Here is a 19,310-nt window from a genome sequence, read left to right on the forward strand (position 1 = left end):
TTGAATTTACCAAATAAGTTAACCGTCGTGCGGTTAATTATTATTCCATTTTTCTTATTACTGATGGTTTTACCCCTTGGTTGGGGCGACGTTAGCTTTTTAGGGGCCACAGTACCGGTTGCTCAGGTTTGGGCAACGGTCCTCTTTATTGCGGCTACGATTACTGATAACTTAGATGGGCGGATTGCCCGGCGAGATCACTTAGTTACTAACTTTGGGAAGTTTGCCGATCCACTTGCGGACAAGTTGCTAGTGATGACGGCCTTCATTGTTTTAACGGCTAGTGGTAGTGTGCCAGCTTGGGTAACGGTGGTGATCATTTGGCGGGAACTCTCCGTAACGGGGCTCCGTTTACTGATCGTGGAACAAAACGGTCAAGTGATGGCCGCTAAGATGCCAGGAAAGATTAAGACGACCACCCAGTTCATTGCGATTATCTTCTTGTTATTACACAACGCCATTTTTGCTTATGCGCACATCCCATTTGGGGAAATTATGTTGTACATCTGCCTATTCTTCACGGTTTACTCCGGGGCCGATTACTTCATTAAGAGTAAGGATATCTTTAGTGACGGGTTTAAATAAATCAGGTAGGGAGAAAATCTGCCTAACGACCGAGCTGGGATAAGGAGGATGAAGGCTACCAGAATTGGTCTGCCTGCACACTTATCCGTAAGGCCGTGCTTTTTGACCTTAGTTACTGAGTAACATTCGGAGATGAAAAAGAGGCCGGAAAGAAACTCATGTTTCTTCCCGGCCTCATCCTTTTTATAACATTTTCGTTTAAAGCGAGTAAAATAGGTGTTAGCTAAGTAAAATTGGTTTCTCATCAAAATTTAAAAAGCTTTTTTCTAAGAAATCAGGAAAAATTACGTATATATAAAGTAGGGGGATATTTTATGGAAGTAGAGATTATTTCCGTTGGCAACGAACTGATTCTGGGCCAAATCGTGAATACCAACGTTGCCTACTTGGCGGATCAGCTCCGCCAGATAGATTTAGTGGCCCATTACCAAACCACAGTTGATGACGAACCAGAACGGATTATTGCGGCAGTTCGGACGGCCCAAAAACGCGCCCAATTAGTTTTTGTTTGTGGGGGCTTGGGGCCGACTGATGATGATCAAACAATGCCTAGTGTTGCCAAAGCTTTAGGAAAAGAACTGGTCCTTGATGAAGATCACTGGGCGACCATCCAAGCTAACTTTGAACGGCGGCATGTCACGATGACGCCAGAAAATATTCGCCAAGCCTATTATCTAGCTGACGGAATAGCCTTGGCTAATCCGGTTGGTTTGGCCTTGGGGACAATGGTGACGACTGGCAAAGTAACCACAGTGGTGCTTCCCGGCCCACCAAGTGAGTTCAAAGCGATGGTAAAGCAATCACTTTTACCGGAACTAAAAAAGCAGTTTCGAGTTACAAACTCAATTATTACGCGCAACCTCCACTTTGTCGGTCAACCGGAATCCCTTTTGATGGATGAAATTACTTCAACCTTGGGAAATTCACCGGTTGTTGCCACTTCGTATGTTCAACCAGCGGAAATTCAAGTTCGCTTAAAGGTGAGCGGAATGGAGGCAACAGTCGCTAAACAAACTTTGGATCAAGCCGAAGCAAGAATTATTGCCCGGGAAAAACAATATTACTTTGGCACCGGGGACGGATTAAATTTAGCAGGTGAAGTTGTCCGCCTCTTACGGGCAAAAGGGTATCGAATTACCGCGGCGGAAAGCTTAACGGGGGGGCTTTTCCAAAGCACCCTTTGTAGTGTGAGTGGTGCCTCGAATGTTTTTAACGGTGGCTTTGTCACCTATGCAGCCGGGGCGAAAGAAAAATTAGTTGGTGTGCCAGCGACAACGATTCAAAAGTACGGCGTGGTCAGTGCGGAAACGGCTACGGCGATGGCCGAAGGCGCTCGACAAGCCATGGATGCTGACTTGGGGGTTTCGTTTACGGGGGTCGCTGGTCCGGATGCCTTAGAAGGCCACCCGGCCGGAACGGTTTTTGTGGCAATTGCCCAAAAGAATTACCCAACCAAGGCCTGGCAATTAAAATTAACCGGGCTTTTAGGACGGCAAACCATTCGAAATCAGAGTGTGGCCCAAGTTTTACTAGCCCTGTATCATCGCCTACAAGCAGAAAATTAGAACGCGGGTTCGAAAAAGACTTGGTTTTTAGCGAAAAAACTGATATTATTAATGCTAGGATTTGAAAAGGAAGTGAAGTAAGTGGCTGACGAACGGAAAGCGGCCCTCGATACCGCCCTGAAGAAGATTGAAAAGAGTTTCGGTAAGGGTGCCATTATGCGGATGGGGGACGCTGCAGACACGAAAATTGCTACGGTCTCAAGTGGTTCATTAGCAATTGATGAAGCACTTGGTGTCGGAGGATACCCACGAGGCCGGATTATTGAAATGTACGGTCCAGAAAGTTCTGGGAAGACGACGGTGGCCTTACATGCGGTTGCCGAAGTCCAACAACAAGGTGGGACGGCAGCTTACATTGATGCTGAAAATGCCTTGGATCCAGAATATGCCAAGGCCTTAGGAGTTAATATTGACGATCTTTTGCTTTCCCAACCAGATACGGGGGAACAAGGGTTACAAATTGCCGATGCCTTGATTTCTAGTGGAGCCATCGATATTGTGGTTATTGACTCCGTGGCGGCCCTAGTTCCGCGAGCGGAAATTGATGGCGAAATGGGGGACGCGCACGTTGGTTTGCAAGCCCGGCTAATGTCCCAAGCCCTACGGAAGTTGTCGGGGACAATTAATAAGACCAAGACGATTGCCATCTTTATTAACCAAATTCGGGAAAAGGTTGGGGTGATGTTCGGTAACCCTGAAACCACCCCAGGTGGTCGGGCTTTGAAGTTTTACTCCACGGTGCGGCTTGAAATCCGGCGGGGAGAACCAATTAAGGACGGTTCTGATATAATTGGGAACCGCGCTAAGATTAAAGTGGTTAAGAACAAGGTTGCACCACCGTTTAAAAAGGCCGAAGTCGACATCATGTACGGGCAAGGGATCTCTAAGATGGGTGAATTGCTTGATATGGCGGCGGATAAGGACTTGATTAAGAAGAGTGGGGCTTGGTATTCCTACGGCGAAGAACGGATTGGTCAAGGTCGGGAAAACGCCAAAAAGTGGTTAACTGAACACCCAACGGAAATGAACCTCCTAATGAAGAAGGTCCGGGTTGCTTATGGCATGGATCAGCCAAGTGAAGAAGAAGTTGCTGAACCAAAGGATCAAGCAACGGATTCCAAAAGTAAAAGGTCAGGAGCAACTAAGTCTTAAATTTTAGATGCAATTGATGCTGCTGGGGAAAAGCTCCTCGACGGCCTGGTTGGGATCAGCAGAACGAAGGCTAATTTGTTAGCATTAGCCTTGGAGCAAACTAACCAATTTGCTTGGCGTTTGTGAGCCCTTGTAAGGCTGAATCGTTTGGGGGTGACCGACGAGGGAGACAACTACCATTCAGCGACTGCTTTGACCGTAGTTTCTGAGTAATAAGCGGAGATGAAGAGAGGGCGGGAAGTAATTTGAGTTTCTTCCCGCCCTCTCATTTTCTTTCTGAGTTAGCCTGTTGACACCTTATTTCTGCCCGTATAAAATTAAGTCTGTACGTTAAATTTTACGTATCGGTTAAAAATTTTAAAAACCAATAACGAAATAATAGTTGATTTGGAGGGGGAAATGGGTATGACAAACTTATTTACCGCCGTCATCGCTATTGTTGTCGGGATTATTGTCGGTTATGTAATTCGAAAGTCAATTTTGGAACGGCAGATTACACAAGCGCACAATAGCGCCGAGGAGATTATTGAAAAAGCTAAGAAGGATGCGGCGACTGCCAAGAAAGAGGCAATCTTGGAAGCCAAGGAAGAAAGTCACCGTTACCGTGAAAGTGTCGAACAAGAGTTAAAGAGTCGGCGGAGTGAAGTTCAAAAGCAAGAAGAAAGACTCCTCCAACGGGAAACAACCTTGGATCGTAAGGATAATCTCCTTGAACATCGAGAAAATGCTATTAGTTCTCGCGAACGTAAAGTCGAACAGCGAAACGAGCAAATTCAAAAGGATCAACAACAAGTAGCCCAATTGGTACAAGCTCAACAGGAAAAGTTAGCCGAAGTTGCTAATTTAACTCGTGACCAAGCACGAGAGAAGATTTTGAGTCAATTGAAAGATGAATTGCGGGTTGAACGTGAAACTATGATTCGGGAAAGCGAACAGGAAGCAGAATTAGTTGCCGATCGGAAGGCCAAAACCTTGATTGTCGAAGCCATCCAACGTTCAGCAGCCGATATGGTTTCAGAAGCTACGGTTTCAGTAGTTAACTTACCGAATGACGAGATGAAAGGCCGAATTATTGGTCGGGAGGGCCGAAATATTCGGACCTTGGAGACTTTAACGGGGATTGATTTAATTATTGATGATACCCCAGAAGCCGTAGTGCTGAGCGGTTTTGATCCGGTCCGGCGGGAAATCGCTAAGATGGCCTTGGAACATTTGATCCAAGATGGCCGGATTCATCCAGCCCGAATTGAAGAAGCGGTTGAAAAGGCCCAAAAGGATATGGATAACCACCTTCGGGAAGTCGGCGAACAAACCGTCTTTGACCTAGGCTTGCATTCTGTTCATCCGGACCTCATGAAGACGATCGGGCGAATGGAATACCGGACTAGTTACGGACAAAATGTTTTGCAACACTCGATTGAAGTGGCCAAGCTAGCTGGGATTATGGCGGCTGAACTCGGCCAAGACGTAACGATGGCTAAACGGGCCGGCTTACTTCATGATATTGGGAAAGCAATTGACCATGAAGTAGATGGTTCCCACGTTGAACTTGGGGTTGAATTAACCCGGAAATACAAGGAAAGTCCAATTGTGATCAATACGATTGCTTCCCACCACGGCGACGTAGAACCAACTTCGATTATCGCTGTGCTCGTCCAAGCGGCAGATGCCATCTCTGGTGCCCGGCCAGGAGCACGGAGTGAATCGCTCGAGCAATATATCCAACGGTTAAAGCAATTAGAAAAGATTGCTAATGATCATCGCGGAGTTGATCATAGTTTTGCCATCCAAGCTGGTCGGGAATTACGGGTGATCGTAAAACCAAATAAGGTTAATGATCGGCAAGCAGCGGCTTTAGCCCATGATGTTAAGCAAGAGATCGAGGATCAACTCGAGTATCCTGGTCATATCAAAGTTACCGTTATTCGGGAAGTCCGAGCGGTCGATTATGCAAAGTAGGATAAATAAGTAGTGCTGGTGAAGACCGGCTTGAGACAGCGTCAACTGAGTATGGCATCGCGCCCCCTCGTTGACGCTGATTTAATAAAGGTAGGTTTGCCTGGGATGTAGCTTAGAATCGCGTCTACGTAGGAGATTTAGTTGAGATCGAGTGCTTATTCCAAGCGATCACCACATGTTATCAGAACTGAAATTGCAATCATAAAGAATAGAAAAGGTAAGGGGAAAATTTTGGCAAAAGCAAAACTGACGCCCATGATGGCGCAATACCAAAAGGTAAAGGATCAGTATCCAGATGCGTTTTTGTTTTATCGGTTAGGAGATTTTTACGAACTTTTTAACGATGATGCAATTAAGGGTTCCCAATTACTCGAATTGACTTTAACCACCCGGAATCATAGTTCTGCAAATCCGATCCCAATGTGTGGAGTACCCCACCGGGCGGTTGAAAACTATGTTGATATTTTAATTGATAAGGGGTATAAAGTTGCCATTTGTGAACAGATGGAAGATCCGAAAAAGGCTAAGGGGATGGTTAAGCGGGCGGTTACGCGATTAATTACCCCAGGGACGAAGATGGATCTGAAAGGAGACGCCGCCCAATCAAATAATTACTTAACGGCCGTCCTACCAGTTGAAAACGGTTTTAAGCTCGCCTACGCTGACCTTTCAACCGGGGAGCTTAAGGTTACAACTTTGGCTAATCAAGGCGCGGTTTTAAACGAATTAATTAATCTCCAAACCAAAGAAATCGTTTATGAACAAGCCCTGCCAGCCGATTTGGTGGCGACTTTGAATAAGCGCAATTTACTTTTATCAAAGCAAACGACGCAAGAACCGCAAGCTGAAATTGCCTACCTTACTCAAGAATTAACGGATGCTGGCGAAAAACAAGTGGTGACCTTGCTGGTATCCTATCTGCTTACCACTCAAAAGCGGGCCTTGGCCCACATGCAAATTGCGCAGTCCTATGAATTAAATTCCTACATGGAAATTGACCATAACTCTAAGGCGAATCTGGAATTAATGGTTAATATGCGGAGTGGTAAGCGCCAAGGCACCTTGGCATGGCTACTCGATGCCACCAAAACCGCGATGGGAAGTCGACTGTTAAAGCGCTGGCTTGATCGGCCATTAATCAACTTGGATGAAATTACTGAACGGCAAGATAAGGTTGCGGTCCTTTTGGATCACTACTTCGAGCGGAGTAACCTGCAAGAAGAATTAACCAAGGTCTATGATTTGGAACGGCTAGCGGGCCGGGTGGCTTACGGCAGTGTCAATGGTCGCGACTTAATTCAACTCAAAACGTCGTTGAACCAAGTGCCCAAAATTAAGTATGTTTTGGAAACCCTTGAAGCCCCCGTATTTGACCAGATGCTGGCCAAACTAGATCCCTTAGCGGATGTGGCCACCCTAATTGACCAGGCAATTGTTGAAGATGCGCCAGTTTCGGTTACTGATGGTGGGGTAATTAAGGTGGGTTACAATGACCAGCTTGATACTTACCGGGATGCGATGAATAACGGTAAGGAATGGATTGCCCAACTCCAGAAAAAAGAACGCGAAGCAACCGGGATTAATAACTTAAAGATTGGTTACAACCATGTCTTTGGATACTACATTGAAGTTACGAAGGCTAATATTGCTAAGTTGCCGGCTGATCGTTATGAACGAAAACAAACACTGGTGAATGCGGAACGGTTCTCAACGCCAGAATTAAAGGAGAAAGAAGCCATCATCATGGAAGCGCAAGAAAAGTCAACTTCCATGGAATACGACCTCTTCGTAGCGGTCAGGGATAAGGTAAAAGCCCAGATTGGACGACTTCAAAAGCTGGCGGCTAGTTTAGCGGAATTAGATGTTTTACAATCCTTTGCCGTAGTCAGCGAAGATTATCACTTTGTGCGGCCCAAATTAAATCAAGGTCATGAACTAAAGATTAAAGCAGGTCGCCACCCAGTTGTGGAAAAGTTCCTAGGCCACCAAGAGTATGTTCCAAATGATGTGGTAATGGATCCTAATACCGAGATTTTACTGATTACCGGGCCAAACATGTCTGGGAAGAGTACTTATATGCGGCAGTTAGCCTTGATTGCAGTGATGGCTCAGGTTGGGTGTTTTGTCCCCGCGGATTCAGCGTTATTGCCAATTTTTGACCAAATTTTTACCCGAATTGGAGCGGCGGATGATCTGGTTTCAGGAGAAAGTACCTTTATGGTTGAAATGATGGAAGCCAACAACGCCCTTCAACACGCTACTCCAAATTCTTTGATTCTCTTTGATGAAATTGGCCGGGGAACGGCAACCTATGATGGGATGGCCTTGGCTCAAGCAATTATTGAATATGTTCATGATCATGTCCATGCGAAAACCCTGTTTTCAACCCACTATCATGAGTTAACGACGCTTGATCAACGGTTGACACAGTTAAAAAATGTACACGTTGGGGCGAGTGAGGAAAATGGTGAATTAGTCTTCTTACACCGGGTCGAAGCCGGCCCAGCGGATAAGTCATACGGAATTCATGTCGCCAAATTAGCAGGCTTGCCGGATTCCTTATTAAAACGGGCTGATACCATTTTGACCAAACTTGAGGGGAAAAAAGCAACGGTACCAACGCCAGTTTCCGCTACACCGGAACCAAAATTAGTAACGGAAGCCTCCGGGCAAATGGATCTTTTTGATCCGACACCAACAAATAAACCCTCAAATACCAAGGCAAATCGCGTATTGAAACAGTTGAAAGACCTTGACTTAATGGGGATGACCCCAATGGAAGTGATGAATCAAGTTTATCAATGGCAACGAAAGTTAAGGTAGGTGAGCAAAATGGCTGAAATTCGGGAACTTCCCACGGTATTAGCCAATCAAATTGCGGCCGGGGAAGTCATTGAACGACCAGCTTCAGTGGTCAAAGAATTAGTTGAAAATGCAATTGATGCCCATAGTCGGCGGATCGACATTTTGATTCAAGAAGCCGGTCTAGCCGAAATTCGGGTAATTGACGATGGTGATGGGATTGAAAAGTCCCAGGTCCCGATTGCCTTCAAACGCCATGCCACCAGTAAGATCAATTCAAAGTTACAACTGTTTAAGGTGACGACGATGGGATTTCGGGGCGAAGCGTTACCAAGTATTGCCTCGGTAGCAGATTTGAAATTGATCACTACAGTGGCTGGGGCAGACGGCTATTTGTACCACGTTAAGGGGGGAAAGGTGGTTGAAGAAGGTCCGGCAGCTTCTCGTCCTGGAACGGACGTGACTGTTAGCCAACTCTTTTACAACACGCCGGCCCGGCTCAAGTATTTAAAGTCCCCCAAGACTGAACTGGGGCATATTGTCGATATTGTTTACCGCTTAGCTTTGGGAAATCCCACGATCGCGATTAGCTTATCCAATAATGGTAAGGAACTTTTCCGATCAGCCGGTAATGGCAATCTCCATCAAGTGATCGCTGCTATTTATGGGGTGCAAGTAGCCCGGAAGATGGTCGCAATAGCAGGCGCAGACGATGATTTTAAGGTTAGTGGCTATGTTTCCTTGCCAGAGCTTACCCGGTCGTCTGGAAAATACCAGACCCTTTTGATTAATCATCGGTATATCCGTAACTTTACCTTGAATAAAGCTATTATTGCTGGGTATGGTTCCAAACTAATGGTTGGCCGATATCCCTTTGCAGTCCTAGAAATTGAACTAGACCCGGCCCTGGTTGATGTCAATGTTCACCCGGCCAAGCGCGAAGTTCGTTTAAGTAAAGAGGAACAATTATCGGCTTTGATTGCGAAGGCAATTTATGAACGTTTAGCCAAGGAAAATTTGATTCCTGATGTCGGGAAAACCGCCCAAAAATTGGTGGCGGCAAAACAAGTAATGCCGACTCAAACGGCGGTTCAAGAAACCCAAGTTACCTACCAAGAAAATCTTACTCCCCCCAAAGAAGCTCAACAACCAAATCCAGCAGCGGCGGATGGTAATGATAGTGAAGTGACCGCCCCAATTATCATTCACCAAATTAGTGACCTTAAAAGTCCGGTCGTAGCGGCTTTTGATCAACGATACCGGGCCGAAGGAACGATGCCACCATTTGCAGATTTAGAAATCGCTAAAAAAGAAACCTCAGTTCCGCAACCAGAACAGGTTAGTTTACCAATTGAAGATACCGGTGAACCGGCCCAAAAGCGGTTCCCGGATCTCACTTATATCGGGCAACTCCAGGGGACTTTTCTCTTGGCGCAGGCTTCAGACGGTCTCTATATTCTTGACCAACATGCAGCACAAGAACGGGTTAATTATGAACGTTTCCGAAAAGAGATTGGGGAAGTGAGTGCTGACCAACAGAGCTTTTTAACTCCCTTGGTTTTAAACTATTCCCTAACGGATGCCCTCATGATTCGGCGACATTTGGAAGTCCTAGCTGGAGCTGGGTTGCATTTGAGTACCTTTGGTCAGAATAGTTTTTTGATTCAAGAACATCCAACTTGGTTTGTGGCCGGGCAAGAAGAGGCAACGATTCGAGAAATGATTGATTGGGTCTTAAAGGATGGTCGGATTACGGTAGCTAATTTTCGGGAGAAAACGGCAATTATGATGAGTTGTAAACGAGCAATTAAGGCTAACCACCACCTTGATCAACGAGAAGCGGTAGCCTTGTTAAAACGATTGCCAAGTTGTGAAAATCCCTTTAATTGTCCCCATGGGCGGCCCGTATTGATTCATTTGACCGACCGAGATCTAGAAAAAATGTTTAAGCGGATTCAGGATAGTCATCAACCATATGCCGGGGAATTTGACGATCATGAATTTTAGGAAGGAATAAGTTAATGTACGAATATTTGAAAGGTTATGTCACCATTGTTAAGCCAACCTACATTGTAGTTGAGGTCAATGGGGTTGGTTTTCGCCTAGCAGTGGCAAACCCGTATGCCTACGAAGTGAATGCTGATAAGCTAGTGACCGTTTACGTTTATCAAGCCGTTAAAGATGACAGCATTACCCTCTTCGGGTTTCAAAGTGGCGATGAAAAGCAACTCTTTGAAAAGCTTATCAGTGTTTCTGGCATTGGGCCGAAGAGTGGGTTAGCAATCCTTGCTAATCCGGATCACCAAGCTTTGATTCAAGCAATTCGGGAAAATAATGCTAACTATCTCGCAAAGTTCCCGGGGATTGGTAAGAAGACGGCTTCCCGGATTATTATTGAATTGCAAGATAAGGTAGATAGTCTCCTCCCAACAAATGAACTCGACTTTACGATTAAGGCAACCAAAGTGGCAGCTAATCCAGCCTTAGAAGATGCCTTAGCGGCCTTGAAAGCCTTAGGCTATGCGGAAAGAGACGTAAAGCAAGTTGAAAAGAAGCTTTTGCAAGGTGAGGACGCCCTAACAACCGATCAATATCTCCGGGAAGGTTTGAAGTTACTGAACTAGAATTTTTAAGTTAGGGGGAAAAGAATGGCAACCGAAGAACATGGGGTCATGGGACCAGATGTTGAAAATGACGCCGAAGGTCAATTAGAAGTTAGTCTTCGACCGCAGACCTTAGCGACTTATATTGGGCAACAAAAGATTAAAGACGAACTGAAGGTCTATATTGCGGCAGCTAAAGCCAGAGAAGAAGCTCTTGACCACGTCCTCTTATATGGACCACCCGGTTTAGGGAAAACGACGTTAGCAATGGTGATTGCCAATGAGATGGAAGTGGGGATTAAGACCACTTCTGGTCCAGCAATTGAAAAGCCGGGGGACTTAGTGGCCCTGTTAAATGAATTGAAGCCGGGGGATGTCTTGTTTATTGATGAGATTCATCGGCTACCGAAAGTGGTTGAAGAAATGTTGTACTCGGCAATGGAAGACTACTACATCGATATTGTCGTCGGCGAAGGCCCAACCGCTCATCCGGTTCATTTCCCATTGCCACCATTTACCTTGGTGGGGGCAACGACCCGGGTTGGGTTATTATCAGCACCACTGCGGGATCGGTTTGGAATTATTGAACGCTTAGCTTACTACCAACCAAGCGAACTTGAACAGATCATTAATCGGAGTGCGCGGATTTTTACGACGGCAATTAATCCAGCCGGAGCGAAAGCCTTAGCCTGGCGGTCGCGAGGGACCCCGCGGATTGCAAACCGGCTTTTAAAACGGGTACGAGACTTTGCCCAAGTTGCGGGCAAAGATGAAATCGATGAAGCAAGTGTTGATCGGGCCTTGACAATGCTTGACGTGGATCAAAAAGGGTTAGATGCTACCGACCGGAAGATGTTACTTACGATGATAAACTATTATGGTGGTGGCCCAGTTGGGGTTAAAACGATTGCGGCCAATATTGGGGAAGAAGCGGCGACAATTGAAGAAGTTTACGAACCATATCTCCTCCAGATCGGCTTTATTTCCCGGACGCCGCGGGGACGGTTAGTCACTCCAGCAGCTTATGAACATCTTGGAATTCCCTTTCCAGACCAAGGAGGTAAAGCATGACGGAATTTGTCCCATACTTTCAAGCAGCCTGGCTACCAGTTTTAGGTTCCCAATTGCAGGCCGTTGGGGTTCAAACCTTAGCGGTGAAGCTGGTTGATTACGAACGCCAACCGGGATTTAACTTGATTAACCAAGCCGGAGGGTTAAAGTCGTTACTTAACTGGTCAGGTCAGTTAATGACCTTAGCGGGGGACTTTGCTCCGGTTCGTAAAGTAAAAAAGAACTTGGCGAAGACGGGAATCCATTATCAAGATCCGCAGAATCAAGCGAAATTGACCCTAACGCCGGCAACTTATCAACAATGGCAAACAGCTACCAAGGCAGAGATTACCGTGGGAATGTTTCAAAATCCAGATTATTACGCCCCCGTCGACGATCTTGAACGGGCAATGCAAGCCAACATTGAATGGAATCAAGGTGCTTCGGCAACTTTTTTGCCGGTTTTGGGAGCCGGCTTAAAGGCGCTCCGCCAAGCAAGTATCGCTGCTTTACCCAATAATATCGGGGCTTTCATTACTAACTTGCCGCCAGTTGCAGAACTTACGGAATGGCAACGGAGCCTTGAGTTAACCTTAAAACTGTTACCAAAGGGGACTTCAACGGCAGTCGTTGCTCCGAATCTGGCAACAATTGAGTTGAGTCAGAAGCTCGGCATTGACTACATCTTGTCAGCTTGGCCACTTAAACAGGGGTTAGGCGGCAAGGCCTTGGTTGATGGTGAAGTTGTCAACTTGCGGCACCAAGCATTTGGGGGACAGTTCAGTCCGCTTGAAGCTGGTTGCAATTGTCCGGCCTGCACTGGCTTTACGCGAGCAAGCTTGCACGCGATGTTACATGCTAAAGAACCATTAGCAAGTCGCTTACTCTTACTCCATAACGTAAAAGAAATTATCAAACAAACCGGAAAGTAGTTTGCTTTTCAAGACTTTTCTGGTATCGTTGTTGTTAGCAATGTTTATGATAGAAAGGAAGAAAACAGTTGAACAACGGAATGTCTAGTATTTTATTAATTGTGTTGATGGTGGCTTTAATGTACTTCTTCATGATCCGCCCACAACAAAAGCAACAAAAGAAGCATCAAGCTATGATGAGCCAATTAAAGCCAGGTGATCACGTGGTTACGATTGGCCGACTTCATGGGGTGGTTTCTGAAGTTGACAACCAAAAGCGGACGGTTACCTTAGATTGCGAAGGAATCTACTTAGTCTTTGACCTTGGCGCAATCCAACGGGTTGAATCCCAAGCCGCAACCGAAGCACCAGCTAGTGCTACGCCGACTGAAGAAAAAGAAGCTAAGGCAGATAACGACAAAGCCGAAGCTCCAAAGGAAGAAGCCGCTGAAGCTGATGAATCAGCTAAGGATGATGCCGAAGCCCCAAAGGATGAAAAGGAATAACCAAAATCGAGCTACCTTCGTGAGTTTGCGAAAGGTAGCTTTTTAATTTAACAGAAAATATCCCAGACAAACCAAAATTTTGTTATAATTAATTGTTACTGATTAAATAAGACTTTGGAAAGGAAGCCATCATGGACACATTAGCTGAGATTTACAATGCGATTGACAAGTATTCGAAGATTATTATTCATCGCCATCAACGCCCTGATCCGGACGCTATTGGTTCCCAAGTGGGGTTAGCTGAAATTCTAAAGGCTTCCTTCCCTTACAAGGAAATATACGTTGTTGGTAAAGATATCCCCAGTCTTGATTGGATTGGAACAATGGATACGGTCGATGGGGATGATTATAATAATGCCCTTGTCATCGTAACTGATACCGCCAATGCGCCGCGGGTTGATGACCGGCGCTTCGATAACGGGAGTCTCCTAATTAAGATTGACCACCATCCGAATGACGAGCCCTTTGGTGATTTAATGTGGATCCGGCCAGAAGCTTCCAGTACTTCTGAAATGATCTACGACTTTTATCAACACTTTGCTAAGCAACTAGTCTTACCTAAGAAGGCAGCGGATGCCCTTTATGCTGGGATTATTGGCGATACTGGCCGCTTTCTTTACCCAGCCACTTCAGCGCGGACGATGTTAGTTGCCGGTGCTTTAATGGCTGCTGGAGCTGATGCAGCAGCCATTAACCAACGCGAAAACGAAATTTCTTTGGCGGCCGCGCGGTTGTCAGCTTATGTTTATCAAAACCTCCAAATTAAGGATGGGGCTGGGTATTTAGTCTTAGAACAAGCCACCCTAGATGAATTTGGGATTACCGAAGCAGGGACGTCGGCAATTGTTTCGCTTCCTGGTCGAATTAGCGATGTTTTGGCCTGGGCGATCTTCGTTGTCCAAGGAGATGGCCATTACCGGATCCGGCTTCGTTCTAAGGGCCCTGAAATTAACGGCTTAGCTAAGGCCCACAATGGTGGCGGTCATCCACTGGCTTCTGGGGCCCAAGCCGCTGACCATGCCGAAATTAACCAAGTAATTCAAGAATTAACAACTTTAACCAAAAACTTTAAAAAGTAAGCGAATGTAACTGAAAGGAGGCAATGATGCCTAAATTTAATGAGCTCAATTTAGCGCCATGGCTGATGCCAGCGATTGATGATTTAAAGTTCCACGAGCCAACGCCAGTCCAGGCGAAGGTGATTCCGTTGATTTTGCAAGGGAAGAGTGTCGTTGGTCAATCCCAAACGGGGAGTGGGAAAACTCACGCTTTCTTGTTACCAATCTTTTCCAAGCTCGATCCAGCAAATCAAACAGTTCAAGCGGTAATTACCACGCCAAGTCGGGAATTAGCTTACCAAATCTACAGTGCGGCGAAGCAATTAAACCAGTTTGCGCCAACCCCCTTTACCATTCATAACTATGTTGGGGGAACCGATAAGCAACATCAAGTGGAACAACTTTCCCGAAAGCAACCTCAATTGGTCATCGGGACGCCGGGACGGATCTTAGACTTAATTAATTCCCAAGCCTTAGATATCCACTTGGCAACCCAGTTCGTGATTGATGAAGCTGATATGACTTTGGATATGGGCTTTTTGGAACCAGTTGACCAAATTGCGGCGCATTTCCCGGAAGCATTACAAATGATGGTGTTCTCCGCGACGATTCCCCAAGGATTACGGCCATTCTTGAAGAAGTACCTAGAAAACCCAGTCATTGAAGAAATTCCAACCGAAACGGTGATTAATCCAAACGTGGAAAACTGGTTAATGTCCACTAAGGGCCGAGATAAGAACGACTTAGTCTACCGGCTCTTAACGCTTGGGGAACCATTTTTAGCGCTAGTTTTTGCTAACACTCGAGAACGGGCAGAAGAACTCCACGCTTATCTAATGGAACGGGGCTTAAAGGTTGCCTTGATTCATGGGGGCTTAGAACCACGGGAGCGGAAAAAGACAATGCGCCAAGTTCGCAATATGGACTATCAATACATTGTCGCCACCGACTTGGCAGCACGGGGAATTGACCTCGATGGAGTTTCCTTAGTGCTTAACGATGATATTCCAACGGACCTGGAATACTTTATTCACCGGGTTGGTCGGACAGGGCGAGGAAACCTCAAAGGAACGGCGATTACCCTTTACGCACCAGCCGAAGACGACCTAGTTGCTAAATTAGAAGCTCGAGGAATTAAATTTATTCCAAAGGTACTACAAAATGGCCGCGTAAAGACGACTTACGACCGAAACCGTCGCCAATCCTATCATCGGCGTAAAATGGCCCTCGATCCCAGTCTGAAGGGTTTTGTCAAGAAGACGAAGAAAAAGGTTAAGCCAGGTTATAAGAAGCGGATTAAGTCCAAGATTAAAGAGGATGAACGCCAAAAGGCTAAACAAGAAATGCGGCACAAACAACGGAAGGCTAAACGTGCTCGTCAAAAGCAACACCGCATTGAGCGCGCCCGGCAAAAACAGGGCGAATAGTTTATCAGGCGACATAGTGCGCAAGCTAGCTTTTCTGAGGAATTTGCTCCAGCTAAGGACTCATCCTTGAATCCGTCACTGCCGGTTTCCACGGCTGATGGTCCTTATCATCGCAGATTTCCTGGAAAAGTTGTTATTAACTTGATTTCAGTTAGAGCCTTTTGTATAATGTTAGCGTATTTGGGACATGATCTAAGTTAGAACAAGTTTCAGCGAGCCACGGAAAGATGAAAAGTGGTAATTTGGGGCTTAGGTTGCTACCCAGTTTTGAAAATAATAATAATGTGCTTAAAGTGGCTACGAAATCCATCGTTGCAAGCAGAGTGGTACCGCGTCTTGGCGTCTCTGTTCCAACGGTGGATTTTGTTTTATAAGAAAGGATGAGAATGGTGAAAGAACTAAAGAAGCTTAACAGCGCTCAAGTCCGGCGAATGTATTTGGACTTCTTTATCCAACACGGACACACGGAAATGCCAAGTCGTTCCCTCGTACCAGTTGATGATCCAACCTTACTTTGGATCAACTCTGGGGTGGCAACGATGAAGAAGTACTTTGACGGGCAAGTTGTTCCTAAGAATCCCCGGATGACTTCTTCTCAAAAGAGCATTCGGACTAACGATATTGAAAACGTGGGGAAGACAGCCCGGCACCACACAATGTTTGAAATGCTGGGGAACTTCTCCGTTGGGGACTACTTCAAGGATGATGTTATTCCTTGGGCTTGGGAACTTTTAACTAGCGATGAATGGTTTGGCTTCGATCCGGAACGCCTTTACATCACTTACTATCCAAAGGATGATGCGGCCAAGAAGGATTGGTTGAAGGCTGGGGTTAAAGAAGATCACTTAATTCCAGATCAAGATAATTTCTGGGATATTGGTCAAGGTCCTTCTGGTCCTGATACGGAAATTTTCTACGACCGGGGGCAAGAGTTTAACAACCTTCCCGAAGATGATCCCGAAAGTTACCCAGGCGGTGAAAACGAACGGTACCTGGAAATTTGGAATATTGTTTTCTCTCAATTCAACCATACTCCAGAAGATACTTATGAACCATTGCCACATAAGAACATTGATACGGGGATGGGCCTGGAACGGGTGGTTTCCATTTTTGAAAACGCCCCAACCAACTTTGAAACCGATCTCTTTATGCCATTAATCAAGCAAGTCGAAGGCTTCAGTGATGGTAAGCAGTACGGTAAAAACAAGACTGACGATATCCAATTTAAGATTATCGCTGACCACATCCGGTCAATTACCTTTGCCATTAATGATGGAGCTTTGCCTTCTAACATGGGGCGGGGTTACGTTATTCGGCGGCTCTTACGGCGGTCGGTTGTGGCCGGCAAGAAGTTAGGCATCGATGAACCATTCTTGGCTAAGATGGTGCCGACGGTCGGTGAAATTATGAAGGACTACTACCCAGATGTCCTTGAAAACGCCGATTATGTTGCCAAGGTCATTAAGTCTGAAGAAGACCGGTTTAGTGCAACCTTGAACGGTGGTTTAAGCCTCTTAAACCAAGTGATCGAAGAAGCTAAGACTACTGGCACCAAGCAAATTGATGGGCAAACGGCCTTCAAACTTTACGATACTTATGGTTTCCCGGTTGAATTAACCGAAGAATATGCCGCTGACGAAGGTTTGACGGTTGATGATAAGGGCTTCGCGGCTGCCATGACCGAACAACAAAACCGGGCGCGGAATGCGCGGGACATGGATAACGGGATGGGGGTTCAAACTGACCTCTGGACCGACTTTAAGGATGAAAGTAAGTATGTTGGTTACACAGACCTTGAAGTTGAAAATGCCAAGGTAATTGGTTTAGCTAGCGATGGTCAACATGTCGAAAGTGCTGATCCAAGTGCAAAGGATGTCGAAGTAATTTTTGACCAAACGCCATTCTACGCTGAAATGGGTGGTCAAGTTGCTGATACTGGTGACATCATTGATAATTACGGCAAGGTTGTTGGCCGGGTGGTTGATGTTCAACACGCACCAAACCAACAAAACTTACACCGGGTACAATTAAGCGAACCATTGAAGCTTGGGGCCCGTTACAAGTTAGTCGTTGACCGGGCGCGGCACTTGAAGATTGAAAAGAACCACACGGCAACTCACTTGTTAGACCAAGCATTACGGAACGTCCTTGGTGGCCATACGCAACAAGCTGGTTCTTTAGTGGAAGCCCACTATCTGCGGTTTGACTTTAATCACTTTGGCCAAGTAACGGCTGAAGACCTGAAGAAGGTTGAAGATATGGTTAATGAACAAATCTGGAAAGAAATTCCAGTGACGACCGTGGAAACCGATATTGAATCTGCGAAGAAGATGGGGGCAATTGCGCTCTTCTCCGACAAGTACGGTGATACCGTCCGGGTTGTTAAGATCGGGGATTTCAACACCGAATTTTGTGGTGGGGACCACGTTAAGAACACTAATGAACTGGGCCTCTTTAAGATTGTTTCTGAAGGTGGGGTTGGTGCCGGAGTTCGGCGGATCGAAGCGGTGACGGCAAGTGATGCCTTCAAATTTATGCAAGAACGGCTTGACTTACTTGACCAAGCAGCTAGTGAAGTTAAAGCTGCCCAAGTTAAGGATGTGCCACATCGCTTAGCTGAAATCCAAGCTGACTTGAAGGAAACGAAGAAGGCTAACGAAGCCTTACAAGCTAAGGTAGCTGCCCAACAAGCTGGGGCTGCCTTTGATAAAGTTGAAACTACGCCAAAGGGTTCTTTGATTGCAGCGGTGGTTAAAGTTGCTGGAATGGGTCAATTACGACAAATGGCCGACGAGTGGCGACAAAAGAACTTGTCTGATGTACTGGTTCTTGGAACAGCGGTTGACGACAAGGCGAACTTGTTAGTTGCTGTAAGTGATGCCAAGAGCAAGGAACTGAAGGCCGGCGACTTGATTAAGGCGATTGCTCCAGCTATCAATGGTGGTGGTGGCGGTCGGCCAACCCTTGCCCAAGCTGGTGGTAAGAATCCTGCCGGTTTGCAAACCGCAATTGACCAAGCAAAGGAATGGATGAAATAGCAAGGCTGATTTGTAACTACTAGTGGTTAACTTAAAAGTTAAAAGAGAGGATGGGAAAAAAGCTCCTTGACGGCCTGGTTGGGATAAGAAGAACGAAGGTTGATTCATTAGAATCGGCCTTTCGTTCGCACTTATCCCCTAAGGCCGTGATTTGGAGCGAACCAGCCAACTGGTTTGGCGTTTGTGAGCCCATGCAAGGCTGAATAGGTTGGTGCGACCGTTAGGGAAGCAACTGCCATTCAGCTACTGCTTTGACCTTAGTTACTGAATAACATTCGGAGATGAAATATGGGCTGGGAAGAAACACGAGTTTCTTCCCAGTCGCTTTTTTAATTAGAAAAATAATAAAAACCCAGATACAGGGGCTGGATCCAGTATAATATATACTTATCGATGGATTGGCAATGTTTTAGCGAGAATCCGCGACAGTTCAGAAATTCACCCAGAAACTTAGGCTGAAGACTACGGTCTCTACGATGATAAATTTAAACGAAGCAGTAACTGAACGGAAGTTAATTTCCAATAAACCAGTAATGAATAAGCTTAGTTTCACGATCATCACCGCGGTCTTTAAAACCATCGCTGGTAATATGATCGCTTTCTTAATGATTACTTAAGTCAAATTGAAGTCGGAAAATTGTACTTTTAGCCGGG

14 protein-coding genes are annotated in these 19,310 nt (G+C 45.9%); all 14 read left to right on the plus strand.

Annotated elements, in window-relative coordinates; all coding sequences use genetic code 11:
* The 14 genes from pgsA (at position 1) to H5993_RS00640 (ending at position 19,273) form a co-directional block, all read left to right on the plus strand.
* Positions 1–585 (plus strand): CDP-diacylglycerol--glycerol-3-phosphate 3-phosphatidyltransferase, encoded by a 585-nt coding sequence (gene pgsA / locus H5993_RS00575; protein ID WP_180871564.1) that lies wholly within the window; start codon positions 1–3, stop codon positions 583–585.
* 314 nt (positions 586–899) lie between these two features.
* A complete protein-coding gene (locus H5993_RS00580; protein WP_204775816.1) occupies positions 900–2,150 on the plus strand; it encodes a competence/damage-inducible protein A in 1,251 nt (416 codons plus the stop codon).
* An 81-nt stretch (positions 2,151–2,231) separates the two neighbouring features.
* Entirely contained in the window at positions 2,232–3,302 is a 1,071-nt protein-coding gene (recA, locus tag H5993_RS00585; protein WP_180871566.1) for a recombinase RecA, read from the plus strand.
* 405 nt (positions 3,303–3,707) lie between these two features.
* The gene (gene rny / locus H5993_RS00590) at positions 3,708–5,261 is read left to right on the plus strand and encodes a ribonuclease Y (RefSeq protein ID WP_370524326.1); all 1,554 of its coding nucleotides are present in this window, start codon (positions 3,708–3,710) and stop codon (positions 5,259–5,261) included.
* 255 nt (positions 5,262–5,516) lie between these two features.
* Complete coding sequence (gene mutS, locus H5993_RS00595) at positions 5,517–8,084, plus strand: DNA mismatch repair protein MutS (protein ID WP_204775864.1); 2,568 nt, start codon at positions 5,517–5,519, stop codon at positions 8,082–8,084.
* 9 nt (positions 8,085–8,093) lie between these two features.
* Positions 8,094–10,070, plus strand: coding sequence for a DNA mismatch repair endonuclease MutL (gene mutL, locus H5993_RS00600; protein WP_204775817.1), 1,977 nt, complete (start codon positions 8,094–8,096; stop codon positions 10,068–10,070).
* Positions 10,071–10,084: 14 nt separating this feature from the next.
* Positions 10,085–10,687, plus strand: a complete 603-nt coding sequence (gene ruvA / locus H5993_RS00605; protein WP_204775818.1) for a Holliday junction branch migration protein RuvA — start codon at positions 10,085–10,087, stop codon at positions 10,685–10,687.
* Positions 10,688–10,711: 24 nt separating this feature from the next.
* Positions 10,712–11,737 (plus strand): Holliday junction branch migration DNA helicase RuvB, encoded by a 1,026-nt coding sequence (gene ruvB, locus H5993_RS00610; RefSeq protein ID WP_204775819.1) that lies wholly within the window; start codon positions 10,712–10,714, stop codon positions 11,735–11,737.
* The gene (locus H5993_RS00615) at positions 11,734–12,648 is read left to right on the plus strand and encodes a tRNA-guanine transglycosylase (protein WP_204775820.1); all 915 of its coding nucleotides are present in this window, start codon (positions 11,734–11,736) and stop codon (positions 12,646–12,648) included. Before ruvB ends, H5993_RS00615 begins: the two co-directional genes overlap by 4 nt.
* 80 nt (positions 12,649–12,728) lie before the next feature.
* Complete coding sequence (gene yajC / locus H5993_RS00620; protein ID WP_204775865.1) at positions 12,729–13,133, plus strand: preprotein translocase subunit YajC; 405 nt, start codon at positions 12,729–12,731, stop codon at positions 13,131–13,133.
* A gap of 131 nt (positions 13,134–13,264) precedes the next feature.
* Positions 13,265–14,212, plus strand: coding sequence for a DHH family phosphoesterase (locus H5993_RS00625; protein WP_204775821.1), 948 nt, complete (start codon positions 13,265–13,267; stop codon positions 14,210–14,212).
* 23 nt (positions 14,213–14,235) lie between these two features.
* Positions 14,236–15,618 (plus strand): DEAD/DEAH box helicase, encoded by a 1,383-nt coding sequence (locus H5993_RS00630; RefSeq protein WP_204775822.1) that lies wholly within the window; start codon positions 14,236–14,238, stop codon positions 15,616–15,618.
* A gap of 389 nt (positions 15,619–16,007) precedes the next feature.
* On the plus strand, positions 16,008–18,656 hold the full coding sequence (alaS, locus tag H5993_RS00635) for an alanine--tRNA ligase (protein WP_204775866.1): 2,649 nt from the start codon (positions 16,008–16,010) through the stop codon (positions 18,654–18,656).
* Positions 18,657–19,132: 476 nt separating this feature from the next.
* Positions 19,133–19,273, plus strand: coding sequence for a hypothetical protein (locus H5993_RS00640; RefSeq protein ID WP_204775823.1), 141 nt, complete (start codon positions 19,133–19,135; stop codon positions 19,271–19,273).
* Positions 19,274–19,310: the final 37 nt, after the last annotated feature.

Source organism: Limosilactobacillus alvi (assembly GCF_016900115.1).
In the GTDB taxonomy this organism is placed as follows: Bacteria; Bacillota; Bacilli; order Lactobacillales; family Lactobacillaceae; genus Limosilactobacillus; species Limosilactobacillus alvi.

Coding starts and splice junctions, on each gene's coding strand:
- H5993_RS00580 (WP_204775816.1), top strand. CDS start 900: ATGGAAGTAGAGATTATTTCCGTTGGCAACGAACTGATTCTGGGCCAA.
- rny (WP_370524326.1), top strand. CDS start 3,708: ATGACAAACTTATTTACCGCCGTCATCGCTATTGTTGTCGGGATTATT.
- mutS (WP_204775864.1), top strand. CDS start 5,517: ATGATGGCGCAATACCAAAAGGTAAAGGATCAGTATCCAGATGCGTTT.
- mutL (WP_204775817.1), top strand. CDS start 8,094: ATGGCTGAAATTCGGGAACTTCCCACGGTATTAGCCAATCAAATTGCG.
- ruvA (WP_204775818.1), top strand. CDS start 10,085: ATGTACGAATATTTGAAAGGTTATGTCACCATTGTTAAGCCAACCTAC.
- ruvB (WP_204775819.1), top strand. CDS start 10,712: ATGGCAACCGAAGAACATGGGGTCATGGGACCAGATGTTGAAAATGAC.
- H5993_RS00615 (WP_204775820.1), top strand. CDS start 11,734: ATGACGGAATTTGTCCCATACTTTCAAGCAGCCTGGCTACCAGTTTTA.
- yajC (WP_204775865.1), top strand. CDS start 12,729: ATGTCTAGTATTTTATTAATTGTGTTGATGGTGGCTTTAATGTACTTC.
- H5993_RS00625 (WP_204775821.1), top strand. CDS start 13,265: ATGGACACATTAGCTGAGATTTACAATGCGATTGACAAGTATTCGAAG.
- H5993_RS00630 (WP_204775822.1), top strand. CDS start 14,236: ATGATGCCTAAATTTAATGAGCTCAATTTAGCGCCATGGCTGATGCCA.
- H5993_RS00640 (WP_204775823.1), top strand. CDS start 19,133: ATGATAAATTTAAACGAAGCAGTAACTGAACGGAAGTTAATTTCCAAT.